The 14,728-nt window shown below is 67.4% G+C and carries 12 protein-coding genes and 3 pseudogenes; 2 read left to right on the top strand and 13 right to left on the bottom strand.

Going from position 1 to position 14,728, the window contains the following annotated elements; translation table 11 throughout:
- Positions 1-585: GNAT family N-acetyltransferase (locus tag NC4_RS26465; RefSeq protein WP_369690792.1), on the top strand; the 585-nt coding region annotated here is incomplete at its 5' end.
- Here the strand turns inward: NC4_RS26465 and NC4_RS26460 are convergent.
- The 9 genes and pseudogenes from NC4_RS26460 to ramB form a co-directional block, all read right to left on the bottom strand.
- Positions 554-1,084 (bottom strand): carboxymuconolactone decarboxylase family protein, encoded by a 531-nt coding sequence (locus NC4_RS26460; RefSeq protein WP_067543604.1) that lies wholly within the window; start codon positions 1,082-1,084, stop codon positions 554-556. The two genes, NC4_RS26465 and NC4_RS26460, sit on opposite strands and share 32 nt — an antisense overlap.
- A gap of 75 nt (positions 1,085-1,159) precedes the next feature.
- A pseudogene (locus tag NC4_RS26455) lies at positions 1,160-1,862 on the bottom strand (GntR family transcriptional regulator).
- A gap of 14 nt (positions 1,863-1,876) precedes the next feature.
- On the bottom strand, positions 1,877-2,569 hold the full coding sequence (urtE, locus tag NC4_RS26450; RefSeq protein WP_067543429.1) for an urea ABC transporter ATP-binding subunit UrtE: 693 nt from the start codon (positions 2,567-2,569) through the stop codon (positions 1,877-1,879).
- On the bottom strand, positions 2,553-3,428 hold the full coding sequence (gene urtD / locus NC4_RS26445; protein ID WP_067543426.1) for an urea ABC transporter ATP-binding protein UrtD: 876 nt from the start codon (positions 3,426-3,428) through the stop codon (positions 2,553-2,555). Before urtD ends, urtE begins: the two co-directional genes overlap by 17 nt.
- On the bottom strand, positions 3,425-4,624 hold the full coding sequence (urtC, locus tag NC4_RS26440) for an urea ABC transporter permease subunit UrtC (protein ID WP_084529788.1): 1,200 nt from the start codon (positions 4,622-4,624) through the stop codon (positions 3,425-3,427). Before urtC ends, urtD begins: the two co-directional genes overlap by 4 nt.
- A complete protein-coding gene (gene urtB / locus NC4_RS26435) occupies positions 4,621-5,505 on the bottom strand; it encodes an urea ABC transporter permease subunit UrtB (protein WP_067543601.1) in 885 nt (294 codons plus the stop codon). Before urtB ends, urtC begins: the two co-directional genes overlap by 4 nt.
- Positions 5,506-5,606: 101 nt before the next feature.
- Positions 5,607-6,881: pseudogene (gene urtA, locus NC4_RS26430) on the bottom strand (urea ABC transporter substrate-binding protein).
- 270 nt (positions 6,882-7,151) lie between these two features.
- On the bottom strand, positions 7,152-7,760 hold the full coding sequence (locus tag NC4_RS26425; RefSeq protein ID WP_067543423.1) for a DUF8020 domain-containing protein: 609 nt from the start codon (positions 7,758-7,760) through the stop codon (positions 7,152-7,154).
- 103 nt (positions 7,761-7,863) lie between these two features.
- A complete protein-coding gene (gene ramB, locus NC4_RS26420) occupies positions 7,864-9,276 on the bottom strand; it encodes an acetate metabolism transcriptional regulator RamB (protein WP_067543419.1) in 1,413 nt (470 codons plus the stop codon).
- 85 nt (positions 9,277-9,361) lie between these two features.
- Between ramB and NC4_RS26415 the strand changes: the two are divergent.
- Positions 9,362-10,904: pseudogene (locus tag NC4_RS26415) on the top strand (ATP-dependent DNA ligase).
- 54 nt (positions 10,905-10,958) lie between these two features.
- Here NC4_RS26415 and NC4_RS26410 read toward each other — a convergent pair.
- The 4 genes from NC4_RS26410 to NC4_RS26395 all read right to left on the bottom strand — a co-directional run bounded on the left by NC4_RS26410 (position 10,959) and on the right by NC4_RS26395 (position 14,674).
- Positions 10,959-11,402, bottom strand: a complete 444-nt coding sequence (locus NC4_RS26410) for a DUF4254 domain-containing protein (protein WP_157555215.1) — start codon at positions 11,400-11,402, stop codon at positions 10,959-10,961.
- A 139-nt stretch (positions 11,403-11,541) separates the two neighbouring features.
- The gene (locus NC4_RS26405) at positions 11,542-13,089 is read right to left on the bottom strand and encodes a beta-N-acetylhexosaminidase (protein ID WP_169814875.1); all 1,548 of its coding nucleotides are present in this window, start codon (positions 13,087-13,089) and stop codon (positions 11,542-11,544) included.
- Entirely contained in the window at positions 13,047-13,892 is an 846-nt protein-coding gene (locus NC4_RS26400; RefSeq protein WP_067543410.1) for a CocE/NonD family hydrolase C-terminal non-catalytic domain-containing protein, read from the bottom strand. The genes NC4_RS26405 and NC4_RS26400 overlap by 43 nt, the downstream gene beginning before the upstream one ends.
- Positions 13,877-14,674, bottom strand: a complete 798-nt coding sequence (locus NC4_RS26395) for an alpha/beta hydrolase family protein (protein WP_067543407.1) — start codon at positions 14,672-14,674, stop codon at positions 13,877-13,879. The genes NC4_RS26400 and NC4_RS26395 overlap by 16 nt, the downstream gene beginning before the upstream one ends.
- Positions 14,675-14,728 lie beyond the last annotated feature (54 nt).

Raw genomic sequence — 14,728 nt, 5'->3', positions numbered from 1 at the left:
GCCGAGATCTTCACCAAGGCAGCGCAGCCGGTGCTGCCGGTGGGCGAGGGCCTGGTGTTGCGGCCGTGGCTGCGCCGGGACGGTCCGGAGGTGTACGCGGCCTTCCAGGATCCGGCCATCCGGCGCTGGCATGTGCGCACGGCCGATTCGGTGGCCGAAGCGCAGGAGTGGGTCCAGACCTGGGCGCGGTCGTGGACCGGGTGTGCCGACGTCAACTGGGCGGTGGCGGACAGTCGTTCGGGGCGTGTGCTGGGGCGGATCTCCTTGCAGCATATGGTGCTCGCACACGGGCAGGCGGCGGTCGCGTACTGGACGACGGCGGCGGCGCGCGGGCGCGGCATCGCGCCGCGGGCGGTGACCGCGCTGTGCGAGTGGGCCTTCGGGGAGGCCGGATTCCATCGGCTGGAACTCCGGCATTCGGTGCACAATCCGCGATCCTGCCGGGTGGCGGAGAAGGCCGGGTTCACCCACGAGGGCGTGAATCGAAGCAGCTGGCTGCATGTGGACGGCTGGCACGACATGCATCTGCACGCGCGGGTGCGCGGCGATCCGATCAATGGTCGGTTTGGATGCGCAGCGCGGTAATGGTGCTGGCCAGGCCCTCGTATTGGTTTGTCAGCAGCACGATTTCGATCAACCGGCGCTCGTCGTAGTGCGCGGCCAGCGTCTTCCACGCGGAGTCGTCCAGGTCCCGGGTGGTGACGAGCTGGTCGACGGCGGCGAGCAGGGCGCGTTCCTTGTCGGACCAGCCCGGGGCGGCGGGGCCGATGCGGAGGCGTTCGAGGATCTCCCGGGTGACCCCCGCGCGTTTGCCGAGCCGGATGTGATGGTCCATCTCGTACTCGCACTGCCGCAGATGGGCGACGCGCAGGATCACCAGTTCGGTGTCGTAGCGGCGCAGGCGGCCGCCGGGCATGAGCCTGCCGGAGTAGTGCAGCCAGCCGCGGAAGAGCCCGCGCGTGCGGCCCAGGGTACTGAACAGGTGGGCGTCATCGGTGCCCGCGGCGCGGGAAAGTACCTGCCAGACGACCCAATTGACCGGTCCGAGCTCCCGGAAGCGGCCGGGGGCGATACGTGGCTCCATCGACACCATGCCTCACGCTAACAGGGTGTCCCAGTCACCGGCTACCGCACGATCGGCCACGTCCGGCGCGCCGGATTACTCCCGCACGGCGCGTGCGAGTTTCGTGAGCTCCAGTGCCCGGCGCGCGCGGGTGAGGACATGGGCGCGGGATCCGGTGAGATGGGCGTGCAGGATGCGCAGCGCGGTGTCCAGATCACCTGCCACCTGCCACCAGGCTCTCGGCAATCGCGATGTGCTCCTCGGTCATGGCGGCGACCCGCTCGGGCGAGGGCATGTCCAGCGCGCGGACCGGACGCACCCGGGCGTAGACGGTGGCGAGGGCATCGGTGAGCGCGGCATTGCCCGCCGCCGCGAGCAGGGTGAGATGGAACTGTTCGTCGGCGGCGATGAGTTCCGCGCCGGGTTCGGGCGGCTGCTCGCGGAATCGCTGCCAGATATCGAGCTCCTTCTCGATGGCCGAGGTGTCGTGGCGCCGCGCGGGTGGATCGAGATGGCGCTGAATACCCCTGGTCTCCAGCACTATTCGAAGCTCGTAGAGATCGCCGAGTTCGTCCACGCGGGGCCGGTAGGGATAGAGGCCGTCGGGATGCCGTTCCAGCAGGCCGTCGGCGTAGAGCCGGGCGAGGGCCTCGCGGACGGGAGTGCGTGACACACCGTAGGCTTCGGCGAGGCGTTCCTCGCCGAGCCGTTCGGTGGGCACCAGCACCCCCGCCGCGAGATCCCGTTGCAGGGACCGGTAGACCCGTTCGGACAATGGGATACGCCCCCTGCGCGCCATCTCCCGTCGTCCGATCAGATCGCCATGGCCAGGCGAACGGCGGACTCCGCACCCGCACCGCCCGCGCCCGAGGAGGTGACCCGGCCCGATTGCAGCACGTAGTACTGGTTCGCGGCCTGTAGCGCGAAACCGATGTGCTGTTCGACCAGCAGCACGCTCAAACCGCCGCGATTGGTGAGATCGATGATGGTGCGTTCGATCTCGGCCACCACCGAGGGCTGGATGCCCTCGGTCGGCTCGTCCAGAATGAGCAGCTTCGGCTCGGTGATGAGGGCGCGCGCGATGGCCAGCTGCTGGCGCTGACCGCCGGAGAGCAGACCCGCCTTGTGGGACAGCAGTTCCCGTAGCGCCGGGAACAGGTCGAGGGATTCGTCGATCAGTTCCTTACCGCGCTTGCGGCCGTCCGCGACCACCTGGAGGTTCTCCATGGTGGACAGCTGCGGGAAGGACTGCTGGCCCTGCGGCACATAGGCGATACCGCGTTTGACCCGCCGCGACGGCGACAGCTTGGTGATGTCGTCGCCGTCGAAGCGAATCCGGCCGGACTTGGCGGGCAGCAGGCCGACGGCGGCGCGCAGCAGGGAGGTCTTGCCCGCGCCGTTGTGGCCCATGACCGCGACCACGCCGTCGGAGGGAACCGTCAGGGAGACACCGTGAATCACCTCGGTGCGGCCGTAGGCCGTGTGCAGGTCAGCGATCTCCAGCATCGGCGGCCTCCTGTGCGTCGGCGAAGTCCGGATCGGACTCGGGGTGAGTGCTACGTGCGGCGGCCGGTGGGAGTTCACCGGCGGCCGCGGTGCCGAGATAGACCTCCTGCACCTTCGGATCGGCCTGGACCTGCTCGACGGAACCCTCGCTGAGCACCCGGCCGCCGGCCAGCACGGTCACCGAGGTGGCGAACGCGCGCATGAAATCCATATCGTGCTCGACGACGATGACCACGAGGTCACCGCCGATGCGGTGCAACAGGTTTCCGGTCTCCTCGCGCTCCTCGGCGCTCATACCCGCGACGGGTTCGTCGAGCAGCAGCACCGAGGCGTTCTGCACCAGCAGCATGCAGATTTCCAGCCACTGCTTCTGACCGTGCGCGAGGATGCCCGCGGGCTTGTCGCGCAGGGCGGTGAGGCCGATGGTCTCCAGGGCCTCCTCGATGGCGGGCAGCACGGCTTTGCGCTTGCGCAGCAGCGTGAGCGCGGAACGGCCTGCGCCCGCGGCGATATCGAGGTTCTGCAGCACGGTGAGCTGCTCGAAGACGCTCGCCGTCTGGAAGGTGCGGCCGACGCCGAGCCGGGCGATCTGATGCACCTTCTTGCCGATGAGTTCGCTGCCGGACTTCTGCGCCGAACCGGTGGCGGGGACCAGGCCGGTAATGGCGTCGATGAGCGTGGTCTTGCCCGCGCCATTGGGTCTGATGAGGAAGCGCAGATCGCCTTGCAGGACGGTGAGATCCACGTCCGGGACGGCCTTGAAGCCGTCGAAACTGACCGGCAGGCCGCGGACCTCGAGATAGTCGCTGTCCATACCGGCATTGCCGCCGATCTTGGGTTCGTGCACGGGTGCGGTCATCGCGCGTCCACCTTCTCTTCCGCTGCGGTCGCCTCCGGTTCGGCGGTGCTCTCGGTCGCGGTGGTCACAATGGCCTCCGCGTCGGCTGCCGGGGATTGCGCCTGGCCCGCCGTGGATTCCGCCGCCTTCGCGGGCCGCAGCTTCTCCAGCAATCGCTTTGCCAGCGGCCCGAATCCGGCGATTCCGGCGGGAATGAACCCGACCACCACGATGAACAGCGCGCCCTGCAGGTAGGTCCAGGCCGACGGGAAGTTCTCCGAGAACGAGGTCCGCGCCCAGGCCACGCCGATGGCCCCGAGCACCGGGCCGAGCAGGGTGGTGCGGCCGCCGATCGCGACGCCGATGAGGAAGGCGATGGAGGGCACCACACCGATATCGGCGGGGGAGATGATGCCGACGATGGGGGTGAACAGCGCGCCCGCGATGCCCGCGAAGAAGGCGGCCACCACATACGCGACGATCTTGATATTGGCCGGGTCGTACCCCAGGAAGCGCACGCGCTCTTCCTGATCGCGCACCGCGACGAGCAGCTCGCCGTAGCGGCTGTTCATGAGCTGGCGGGCAATGGCCACCACCACGAGCAGCGTGCCCGCCGAGATGAAGAACAGCATCTGCCGGTTCACCGGATCGTTGAGCCGGAAGCCGAAGAACGAACGGAAATCGCTGAGCCCGGTGAAACCGCCGATGGACTGCTGCCCGGTGAGCAGGATGGCCAGCGCCGCGGCCAGCGCCTGGCTCAGGATGGCGAAGTACGCGCCCTTGACCCGGCGCTTGAACACGCCGAACCCGAGCACGGCGGCGACGGCGGCAGGCAGCACCAGAATGCCCAGGATCGCCACCAGCGGCGATTCGAAAGGCTGCCAGTACGAAGGCAATTCGTCGATACCCGAGATCATCATGAACTCCGGCACGTCCTCGCCGGCGCGCGCGGCATCGGCCATCTGCATGTGCATGGCCATGATGTAGGCGCCGATGCCGAAGAACACGCCCTGCCCCAGGGTGAGCATGCCGCCGCGTCCCCAGGCCAGGCCGATACCGACCGCGACAATGGCGAAGCAGAGGAATTTGGCGAGCAGGCTGAGCCGGAAATCGCTGAGCAGCGCGGGCGCGAGGCCGAACAGGACGACGGCCGCGAGCGCGAAACCGCTCCAGACCTTGAGTGACGACGATGCGGTGAGACGCTGGACGGTGGTCATGCCAGGCTCCTCGTGCGGACGGTGAACAGACCCTGCGGGCGCACCTGCAGGAAGATCACGATCACCACGAAGACGATCACCTTGGCGACCGACGCGGTGGTCGAGTATTCGACGAACGAATTCAGCAGGCCCATACCGAAGGCCGCGATGACGGTGCCCTTGATCTGGCCGAGGCCGCCGATCACCACCACGAGGAAGGCGTCGACGAGATAGGACTGGCCGATGGTGGGGCTGGTGGAGCCGATGAGGGTGAGCGCCACCCCGGCGACGGCGGCCAGCCCGGAACCGATGAAGAAGGTGCTGACATCGGTGAAACGGCTGGAGATGCCGGAGGTTTCGGCGAGATTGCGGTTCTGGACCACGGCGCGGATGCGGCGGCCCAGCGAGGTGGTCTTGAGCGCGGTGGCCAGGGCGATCACCGCGAGGACGGCCAGCACCATGATGAAGATGCGGGTCTTGGGGACCACGGTGCCGAGAATGTCGATACCGCCGGTCAGGAAGTCCGGGATCGATACGTTCTTGGCCTGCGCGTCGAAGATATTGCGCGCCGCCTGCTGCAGGATCAGGCCGACGCCGAAGGTGACCAGCAGGGTGTCCAGCGGCCGGTCGTACATCCAGCGGATGAGCCCCATTTCCAGGGCCGCGCCCAGCAGGCCGCCGACCAGGAAACCGGCGAAAAGGGAGATGATCAGCGCCACGCCCGTGGACGAAAAAACCTGTTGCACAACGAATGTGGTGTAGCAACCGGCCATGATGAACTCGCCGTGCGCCATATTGATCACGCCCATCTGACCGAAGGTCAGCGACAGGCCCAGCGCGGCGAGCAGCAGAATCGAGCCGAGACTCAAGCCCGTGAAGAGCTGTCCGACAACGACTTCCATAATGTGTACCTCTGAGTTCTTCCGGTGGGCGGTGGTGCTGCCGTACGGCCGGTGCGGGAGTGATTCCCGCACCGGCCGCCCCTCGTCGGCTGCTTACCGAATTACTTGAGGCCCTTGGCCCACTCGTAGGACTTCAGGTAGGGGTCCGGCACCACGGCCTTGCCGGAGTCCCACACCGTGTAGATGAGGCCGTCGGCGCGGATCTCGCCGATGCGGGCGGTCTTGGTGATGTGGTGGTTGGAGCCGTCGATCACGACGGTGCCCTCGGGCGCCTCGAAGCTGACGCCGTCGGCATTGGCCTGAATATCGGCCACGGCGAAGGACTTCGCCTTCTCGACGGTGTTCTTCCACAGGAAGACCGAGGCGTAGGCGGCCTCCATCGGATCGGAGGTGGGCTTACCGGCGCCGAAGGCGGCCTTGTAGGCGTCGACGAACGCCTTGTTCACCGGGGAGTCGACGGTCTGGTAGTAGTTCCACGCGGTCAGCTGGCCGACAATGTTCTGCACGCCGATGCCCGCGACCTCCTCCTCGGCGATGGACACCGAAACCACCGGCATATCGGCGGCTTTCAGGCCCGCGTTGGCGTACTCGCGGAAGAAGGCGACATTGGAGTCGCCGTTGAGGGTGTTGAACACCGCGCCCGCCTTGGCGGAACGCACCTTGTTCACGATGGTGGAGAAGTCGGTGGAGCCCAGCGGGGCCAGATCCTCGCCCTTGATCTCCATGCCGTTGGCGGCGGCCCACGCCTTGATCTCGCGATTGGCGGTCTGCGGGAAGACGTAGTCCGAGCCCACCAGGTAGAGGGAGGTGATGCCCTTCTGCTTCAGGTAGTCCAGGGCCGGGACGATCTGCTGATTGGTGGTGGCGCCGGTGTAGAAGATGTTCTTGCTGTCCTCCAGGCCCTCGTACTGGACGGGGTAGTAGAGCAGCGAGTTCAGCGATTCGAACTAGGGCTTCATGGCCTTGCGGCTCGACGAGGTCCAGCCGCCGAACACCGCGGCCACGCAGTCCGAGGAGATGAGCTTCTCGGCCTTCTCCGCGAAGGTCTTCGGATCCGACGCGCCGTCCTCCAGCACGATCTCGATCTTCTTGCCCAGGACGCCGCCCGCGGCATTGATCTGATCCACGGCGAGCTTGGTGGAGTTGGCGACGGTCACCTCGGAGATGGCCATGGTGCCGGTCAGCGAGTGCAGGGACCCGATCTTGATGGTGTCCTTCGACGTATCGACGCAGGACGCCGCATCGGATCCGGTGGCGGTATCGCTGTCGCGCGATCCGCAGCCGGTGATGAGCACCGCGGACAGGGCCAGCGCGGTGGGGATGGTGATCGCCTTGATCAGGCGCCGCGAGCGATCTCGACGGATGGAATCTTGCATGGGGGCGGACCCTTCTCACTTCACGATGTTCAGCGAATACCGCTGCGTATACAGCGCCTGTATTCGTGGGCAGAACGGTAAACGGGAGGTATTGCGCCGGAATGACTCTCGGTGACGGTCCGATTGCCGATGTTTCCGCGGCGTGAATTTGCGCTCACCGCAAGCCGGTTCGAGTCGTCGGTTCCGAGGTTCGCGCAGGTGAGGGGTCGAAACGCGGACGGGCCGGTGTCAGCGCTCGCTGACACCGGCCCGTTGCGCGCGGTGTATCCGTCAGTGGCAGTACTCGTAGTTGCCGAAGCGCTGGCAGTCCCACTGGTAGTACCAGCCGCCCTGGCGGTCGTCGTTCGGGATCGCCCCACCGGCCCCCGCGCCGATCGCGCCGCCGATGAGCGCGCCGATCAGACCGGTGAAGGGAATCGCGAGGACTCCGATGCCCATGGTCGCCACCGCGATGACCAGGCCCACGACGAATCCGCCGATGAGCCCCAGTGTCGCACCGATTCCCATGCCGATCTGCGTGCTGCGCGACCGCGGCGAGGTGGGCAGCCATTGGCCGACCGGCTGCACCTGCGGCTCCGCCACCAGCGTGACGCCGCCGTTCGCCAACCGCGGCCGCATGGACACCACATAGCCCTCGTGCTCGACCGCCAGGGGCAGGCTCGAAACCACCGCGCCCGTGGCGTCGGCGATGGTCACCGCATCCTCGGTGAGCGCGAAGGTGCCGCCGGTCAACTCGACCTTCAGCTCCCGCCCGTCCTCGGATCGATTGATGGCGAAGTCGATTCCCTGCTCGGCGGGAGCCGCGTACACGGTGCCCCCGGTAATCGCCATGGCGCCGATGCTCAGCAATGCCGTGGCAGCGAACTTCCTGATCTGCATGTAGTTCTTGATCCCTTATCTCCCCGACAACCAATTGGCTGGCGGGAAGACATTAACTCCGGATACCGACAACAAATAGCCATCGAATCCGTCATCGAATAGGTCATTGAATGACGTAGGGGGAGATGGAGCTTCGGTGTTCGCTGATATCGAGGGTCTTGCCCAGCGGCGGGAAGGCGCGCTGCGGGCATTTGGTGCGTTCGCAGACCCGGCAGCCCGCGCCGATGGGAGTGGCCTTGGGGTCGTTGAGGTCCAGGCCGTCGGCGTAGACGACGCGACCGGCGTGGCGGAGTTCGCAGCCCAGGCCGATGGCGAAGATCTTGCTCGGCTCGCCGTAGCGGGTGGCGCGGCGCTCCACGGTGCGGGCGACCCACAGGTACTTGCGGCCGTCGGGCATCTGGGCGATCTGGGTCATGATCTTCGCCGGATAGGCGAAGGTCTCGTAGACGTTCCACAGCGGGCAGGTGCCGCCGGAGGAGGAGAAGTGGAATCCGGTGGCGGACTGGCGTTTCGACATATTGCCCGCGCGGTCCACGCGGACGAAGGAGAACGGGACGCCGCGTAGCTTCGGCCGTTGCAGGGTGGACAGCCGATGGCAGATGGTCTCGTAGCTCTGGGTGAAGAACGCCGACAGCCGTTCGATGTCGTAGCGGAAATCCTCGGCCACTTCGTGGAAATGGGTGTAGGGCAGGACGGTGGCCGCCGCGAAGTAGTTGGCCAGGCCCAGTTTCGCCAGCACCCGGGATTCCGGACTGGAGAAATTGCCCTCCTCGACGAGCTTTTCGATGAGGTCGCCGCATTCCAGATAGGCCAGTTCCGCGGCCAGTTTGAAGACCCGCTGCCCGCCCGAGAGATGCGGTGCGATCTCCAGGCGGCGCTGCTCCGGATCGTAGCGATGGAGCAGCCCGTCACCCAGATCGATGCGCTCGACGATCTGGACGCCGTGCGCGGTGGTCAACCGGCGCGGGATTTCGCGTTTGAGATCGCCGCCGTGGAAGCGCATGCGATTGGTCAGCTCTTCGGCGGCGGTGTCGAGTTCGTGAATGTAGTTCTGGCGCTGATAGAAGTAATCGCGCACTTCCTCGTGCGGTTTGGAGATGGCGCCGGAACCGGAGCCGTCGGGGGAGAAGCGGTCCTCGGTGGCCGCGGCCAGCTGCGCGGTGGTATTGCGGTAGCGGCGGTGCATATTGACCATGGCGCGCGCCAAACCCGGATGCGCGGAAACCATTTCGGCGATTTCCTGGGCATCGGCCTCGATGCCCAATTCCTGATCCATCACCACTTCCTGCAGTTCCGCGATCAGGCGGGTGTCGTCCTGGGAGGAGAAGAATCCCGCGTCCACCCCGAAGACCTCGCTGATGCGCAGCAGGACCGGTACGGTGAGCGGGCGGACGTCGTGTTCGATCTGGTTCAGGTAGCTCGCCGAAATCTCCAGCTTCTTGGCCAGGGAGACCTGGCTCAGCCCGCGTTCGGTACGCAGCTGACGAAGCCGCGCACCGACGTAAGTCTTGGCCATGTGCCCAGTTTATGGGCGGTTTCGCAGGCGTGCCAATCGGGAAATTAGCACGGCTTTTGTCGGTGCCCGGGGTTACCGTCGGAACGTGCTCTTGTCGGATGTGGTGGAAGCGTCGACGGCGGTGCGGGCCACCTCGTCGCGAAAGAACAAGACCAAAACCTTGGCGGAATTGCTCGCCGCGACCGCGCCGGATGAATTGGCGCAGGTCGTGGCGTGGATTTCCGGCGAATTGCCACAGGGGCGGATCGGCGCCGGATGGCGGACGCTGACCTCGATGGAGGCGCCCCCCGGCGGCGACCGCGACCCTGACCGTGGGCGCGGTGGACCGGGTGTTCACCGAACTGGCCACGGTGAGCGGCAGCGGGTCGGCGGCCCGGCGGCGCGAACTGCTGGAGACCCTGTTCACGGCCGCGACCCGGGACGAGCACGACTTCCTGCTCCGCCTGCTCACCGGGGAAATGCGGCAGGGCGCGCTGACCGCGATCGTGGCCGAGGCGGTGGCGGCGGCCTTCGAGGTGCCGATCGACGCGGTGCGGCGGGCGCACATGCTGTCCGGGCGGCTGCCGGTGACGGCGGTGGCGGCGCGCACCGGCGGTGCGGCGGCGCTGGCCGAATTCCGTCTGGAGGTGGGACGGCCGATCCAGCCCATGCTGGCCTCGCCTGGGGCCGCGCTGGATGCGGCCATGGCCGAATTCGAGGGCGCGGTCAGCGTCGAGCACAAAATGGACGGTGCGCGCATTCAGGTGCACCGCCGGGGTGAGCAAGTGTGGGTGTTCACGCGCACGCTGCGCGATATCACCGCGAGCGTGCCCGAATTGGTGGGCCTGGTGTGGGACCTCGATTGCGACAGCGTGGTGCTCGACGGGGAAACGCTGGCGCTCAATGATTCCGGGCGGCTGCGCCCGTTCCAGGAGACCATGAGCCGGTTCGGCGCGACCAGCGCACAGGAGCTGCTGCTGCACCCCTACTTCTTCGACTGCCTGCACCTGGACGGCGTCGACCTGCTCGATGCCCCGTTGCGGGAACGGCGCGCGGCGCTCACGAAAGTGGCGGGCGGGCTGAGCATTCCCGCGCTCATCACGCCCGATCCGGAGGCGGCCGCCGAATATTTCGACGGCGCGCTGGCGGCCGGACACGAGGGCATCATGATCAAATCGCTGGACGCGCCCTATGCCGCCGGGCGGCGCGGGCGCGCCTGGCAGAAGATCAAACCCACGCACACCCTCGACCTGGTGGTGCTGGGCGCGGAATGGGGATACGGCCGTCGTACCGGGTACCTGTCCAATCTGCATCTGGGCGCGCGGAATCCGGACGGCGGTGAACCGATCATGGTCGGCAAGACCTTCAAGGGCTTGACCGATGCCCTGCTGCAATGGCAGACGGCGGAATTCCCGCGCCACGAACGCGAGCGCGACGCCACCACCGTCTACCTGCGCCCGGAGCTGGTCGTCGAGATCGCCATCGACGGCGTGCAGGTCAGTCCCCGCTATCTGGGTGAGGTGGCGCTGCGTTTCGCCCGGGTGGTCCGCTACCGCCCGGACAAGGAACCGGACCAGGCCGACACCATCGACGCCATCCGCGCACTGCTACCCAAGGGCGCGGCCGCCGGGGAGCCCGCCGAGGTCTAGCGGCTCACAGCGAAATCCCGCCCGCCTCCTCGCTGTGCGTCACCGGCGGCGCGTTCAGTACTCGTACTCCCGGTTCCCGGTCAGATTGGGCAGGCGCCGATGGCCCGCGGCCAGTTCGTGCGCCAGATGTTCGTAGGCGAGGGCCAATTCGGAGAGGCGTTGTGCGGCATCGTTGACGGCGTCATCGGGCGCGGTGGTCAGGGTGAGGTAGGCCAGGGCGGAGAACTGGGCGAGGCGGTCCACCACCGTGCCCACCGTCTCGGTGTGCAGATGCGCATCGCGCTCGGCCTTGGGCAGTTCGGCCGCCACCCAGCGGTCGATATCGTGCACCAGCAGCGCCCGATCGTGATCGATGGGCGCGGTCGTGCCCGCATCCGCCGTCAAACGCCGCTCGTGCAGATCCGCGAGTAGCCCGGCGCAGCGCAGTACCGGATGGTCGTCGGGCGGCAGTCCGCGGCAGGCCTGCAACAGCAGGTGTTTCGGTGGAAGCGAGGGCACGGCGGCCATATTGCCCCGCCAATATCTCCGATTGGCAACGAAATTCACTATGGCCTTTGCACAGCGGTCGTTCGCCCGCTGGCGACCCGGAGAAAACGGGCGTTATGCCCAAATCGCCTCTGCCGGTGGACAGTCGGAGTCAGGGCAGGCCGACAGCGCCGACGCGCCGAGTGAAGTCCGGATAGGGCGTGTCGGTTCCCCGCCAGAGCTGCTGCGCCATGATGGGCAGGCGGGCGCGGACGGGGGCGATCATCTCCAGTTCGGTCTTGGCGTTCGGATCGTCGCACCAGACGAAGACCTTCGACCCGAGCAGGCGGGCGCGTTGGTCGGGACGCAGGCGGGTGCCATTGACGAAAAGGCCGGGATCCCAGGCGTAGAGCAGTTCGGGCGGGGAGTTCAGGTTTGCCGCGAGACCCCCGGTGACCCAATAGGTGGGGGTGAAGGCCGCATTGCTGAGGGTGTAGCCCGCATCGGCGAAGGACTCCGGACCGTGCTCATTGCCGATCCAGGGCGCCCGGCCGCTGCCGGAGGTCCAGAAGTCCACGACGACGGAGCGGTCCACGGTGATGCGGGCGTGCGGGACGCCGTCGTTCCACATGCGGGCGGTCTTGCCGTACGAGCGCACGATGCCATTGGCCCAGTTGAAGAGATCGGCCACCAGATCGGGGGCGTCGAACTCCGGGCCGAGCGTGGCGCGCGCGTACGCGCCGAGCTGGGGGAAGCGGCCGAAATCGCTGATGTACTCGTCGCCGCCCAGATGGAAGTAGTGGCCCGGGAACAGCGGGAGGAATTCGCGCAGCAGGTCTTCGATGAGCGGGCGCGCGTCCGGGTGGGTGATATCGATCCGGCCTTCGGCGGTGCCCGCGAGCAGCGCGTCGGTGAGGGCGTCGAGCGGGCTGGTGGTCGCGGGATGCAGGACCAGTTCCGGATGCGGGGCCAGGATGGCGTTCATATGCCCCGGAAAGCCGATCTCGGGCACTACTTCTATGCCGTATTGATCGGCGTAGGACAGGATTTCGGCGATATCGGCGCGGCTGTAATGCTCGGCGGAGGTGATCTCCGGATGGGACTCGCTGGCCAGGCGGAACCCGTAGTGGTTCGAGAGGTGCAGCTGCAGCAGGTTCATCCGGTAGTAGGCCATCTCCCGGATGCGCTGTTTGATCCAGTCCACGCTGAGGAATTTGCGGCCGACATCGAGGAGCAGCCCGCGTTCGGCGTAGTCGGGCCAGTCGGTGACCGTACCGGCGGGCAGCCTCGTGGTCTGCGAGAACCATTGCAGGAGAGTCTGTGTCGCGTGCACCGCGCCCCGGTGGGTGCAGGCCGTCGCGATCACGGCGTCGCCGATATCGATGCGATACGACTCGGCCTGCTCCGGAGCCGACTCGTCGATGCGCAGCACCAGATCGCCGGGACCCGGCGCGCCGGAGGTCACGGCGATGGGGCGCCCGGTGCGCGTCATATCCTCGGCCAGGCGCTGCGCGGTGCCGCGAGCCGCCTCCGATGCCACGATGCGCGGACGCGCGCCGAGCACGAACTCACCTGGGCGCGAGTCGAATTGCCGCACGCTCGGCACCGTCACCGGCAGGGCGGCGACCGCGTCCGCCCCGGCGTCCGGTGTGGGCAGTAGCGGCAGCACGCACAGGCTCAGCGCCGCTCTGCCCAGCATTCGAAGCAATTCGTGCCGCATGGGCTCCATGATCCGGATATCGGGATCTCGGCCACCGACGGCGCGCCGAACACGACCACGCTGCCCATCGGGGTGGAGCTCTGGAACGGAATCGGATCCTGGGTGGTGACGGTGAGCGCGAGCCGGTGCCCCGGTGCGAGATTCCAATACGTCGGCGCGAGTTCCCATTCGATCTCGGCCGGGACGCCCGGGGTCAACCCGTGCCGGGTGATGGGAAGGTAGCTGATGGTCGTGCCGCTGCCATGGGGATCCTCGTCGTACAGAATGCCGATCAGGGTCACCGCCGAACTCGACGGCGTCACGGTCAGGCGCAGTCGCGGAATCCCGGACACCACACCACCATTTGCGAAGGGCGTGGAATGCCAGACCCCGGCGAGATTGCGGTCGACGGTGCCCAAGGCCGTCGCCGGTGCGAAGCCCAGCTGAGCGAGGGTGCCGCTCACATAGGGGATGGCCGCGACCGCGGTGGTCGGACCGGAAAGCAGGGGCTGACTCCAGGATTCGGCCGGATCCGCGCCCAGCACCCCGGCGGTCGGGGCCGACAGCGCGAATTCGCGGACGGCGTGCGCGACCTCGGCCACCGAGGCGAAGCGCGCGAACTCGCCCCGATTGGCGGGCAGGATGGTGACCACCGGTTCACGGTCGATGCCATTGTCCGCCCCGTTGACGTGGTGGTCGAGCCAGCGAATTCCGGCATCCCAGATCGCATTCGGCAGTCCCGCGACCTGGCCCGGGCCGCCGCCGGTGGAGTGGTCGCCCGGGACCAGGTACAGCATCTTCGGTCCGGTCAGCTGATCGAACATGGCATAGACCGGCCCGACCGGCCACAGGCTGTCCTGCCAGTCGTGCGCCAGGTATACCGCGGTGCCATTGGCATTGAGCCGCGGGATGGCGTCGGCCAGCAGATAGCGATTGGACAGCGTGTCGAAGGCCGTGCCATTGCCGAGAATCGCGTCGAGGCCGCGCCGGACCAGTTCCGCGCTGTACCGATTGGTAGCCGCACCGGCCAGCGCGAGCGCGATCGGTCCGCCGGTCTTGGGGTGCCGTTCGGTGCCAGGGCCTCGGCCGCGTCCCCGGGCGGGGAGTCGGCGACGATCGCCTTGATGCGCGGATCGTGCGCGGCCGCCAGCACGCTCATGCCCGCGCCGTAGGAGCCGCCCGCAATCGCGATGCGGTCGGGATCGACGTTCAAATTCGCTATGGCCCAGTCGATGACGGCGGAGGCGTCCGCGACATCCCGTTCGCCGAGCAGATCGACCTCGCCCTCGGACAGGTACATGCCGCGCGCTGTGTATTCGATCGAGATGAAGTTCTCGCCGCTGGACAGCCGGTAGGCGGAGCCGATGCTGCCCATGGCGGGCATGCCCCAGCCCGAAGGCTGCAACACCAGCGGATTCCGGTGTGTGGCAATGTCGGCCGGTGCGGTGATGACGGCGTTCAACCGCACCCCGTCCGCGCCCGGAATGAAGATCGTGGTGGCCTGCCCGCCGGGAATGGGCACGGCGGTGGCGGGGATATCGCTCGCGGTGATACCCGCGGTGAGCAGGGTGGCGGCGGCCAGTGCGCCGAGCAGTCGGGTGGTCATGGCTCGCCCTTCACAGCAGATCCAGCAGCAGGCCGAGATTGTGGGCGAGCGACA

This window comes from Nocardia crassostreae, from assembly GCF_001613405.1.
Classification (GTDB): Bacteria; Actinomycetota; Actinomycetes; order Mycobacteriales; family Mycobacteriaceae; genus Nocardia; species Nocardia crassostreae.
This window is presented reverse-complemented; position numbering and strand designations above follow the sequence as displayed.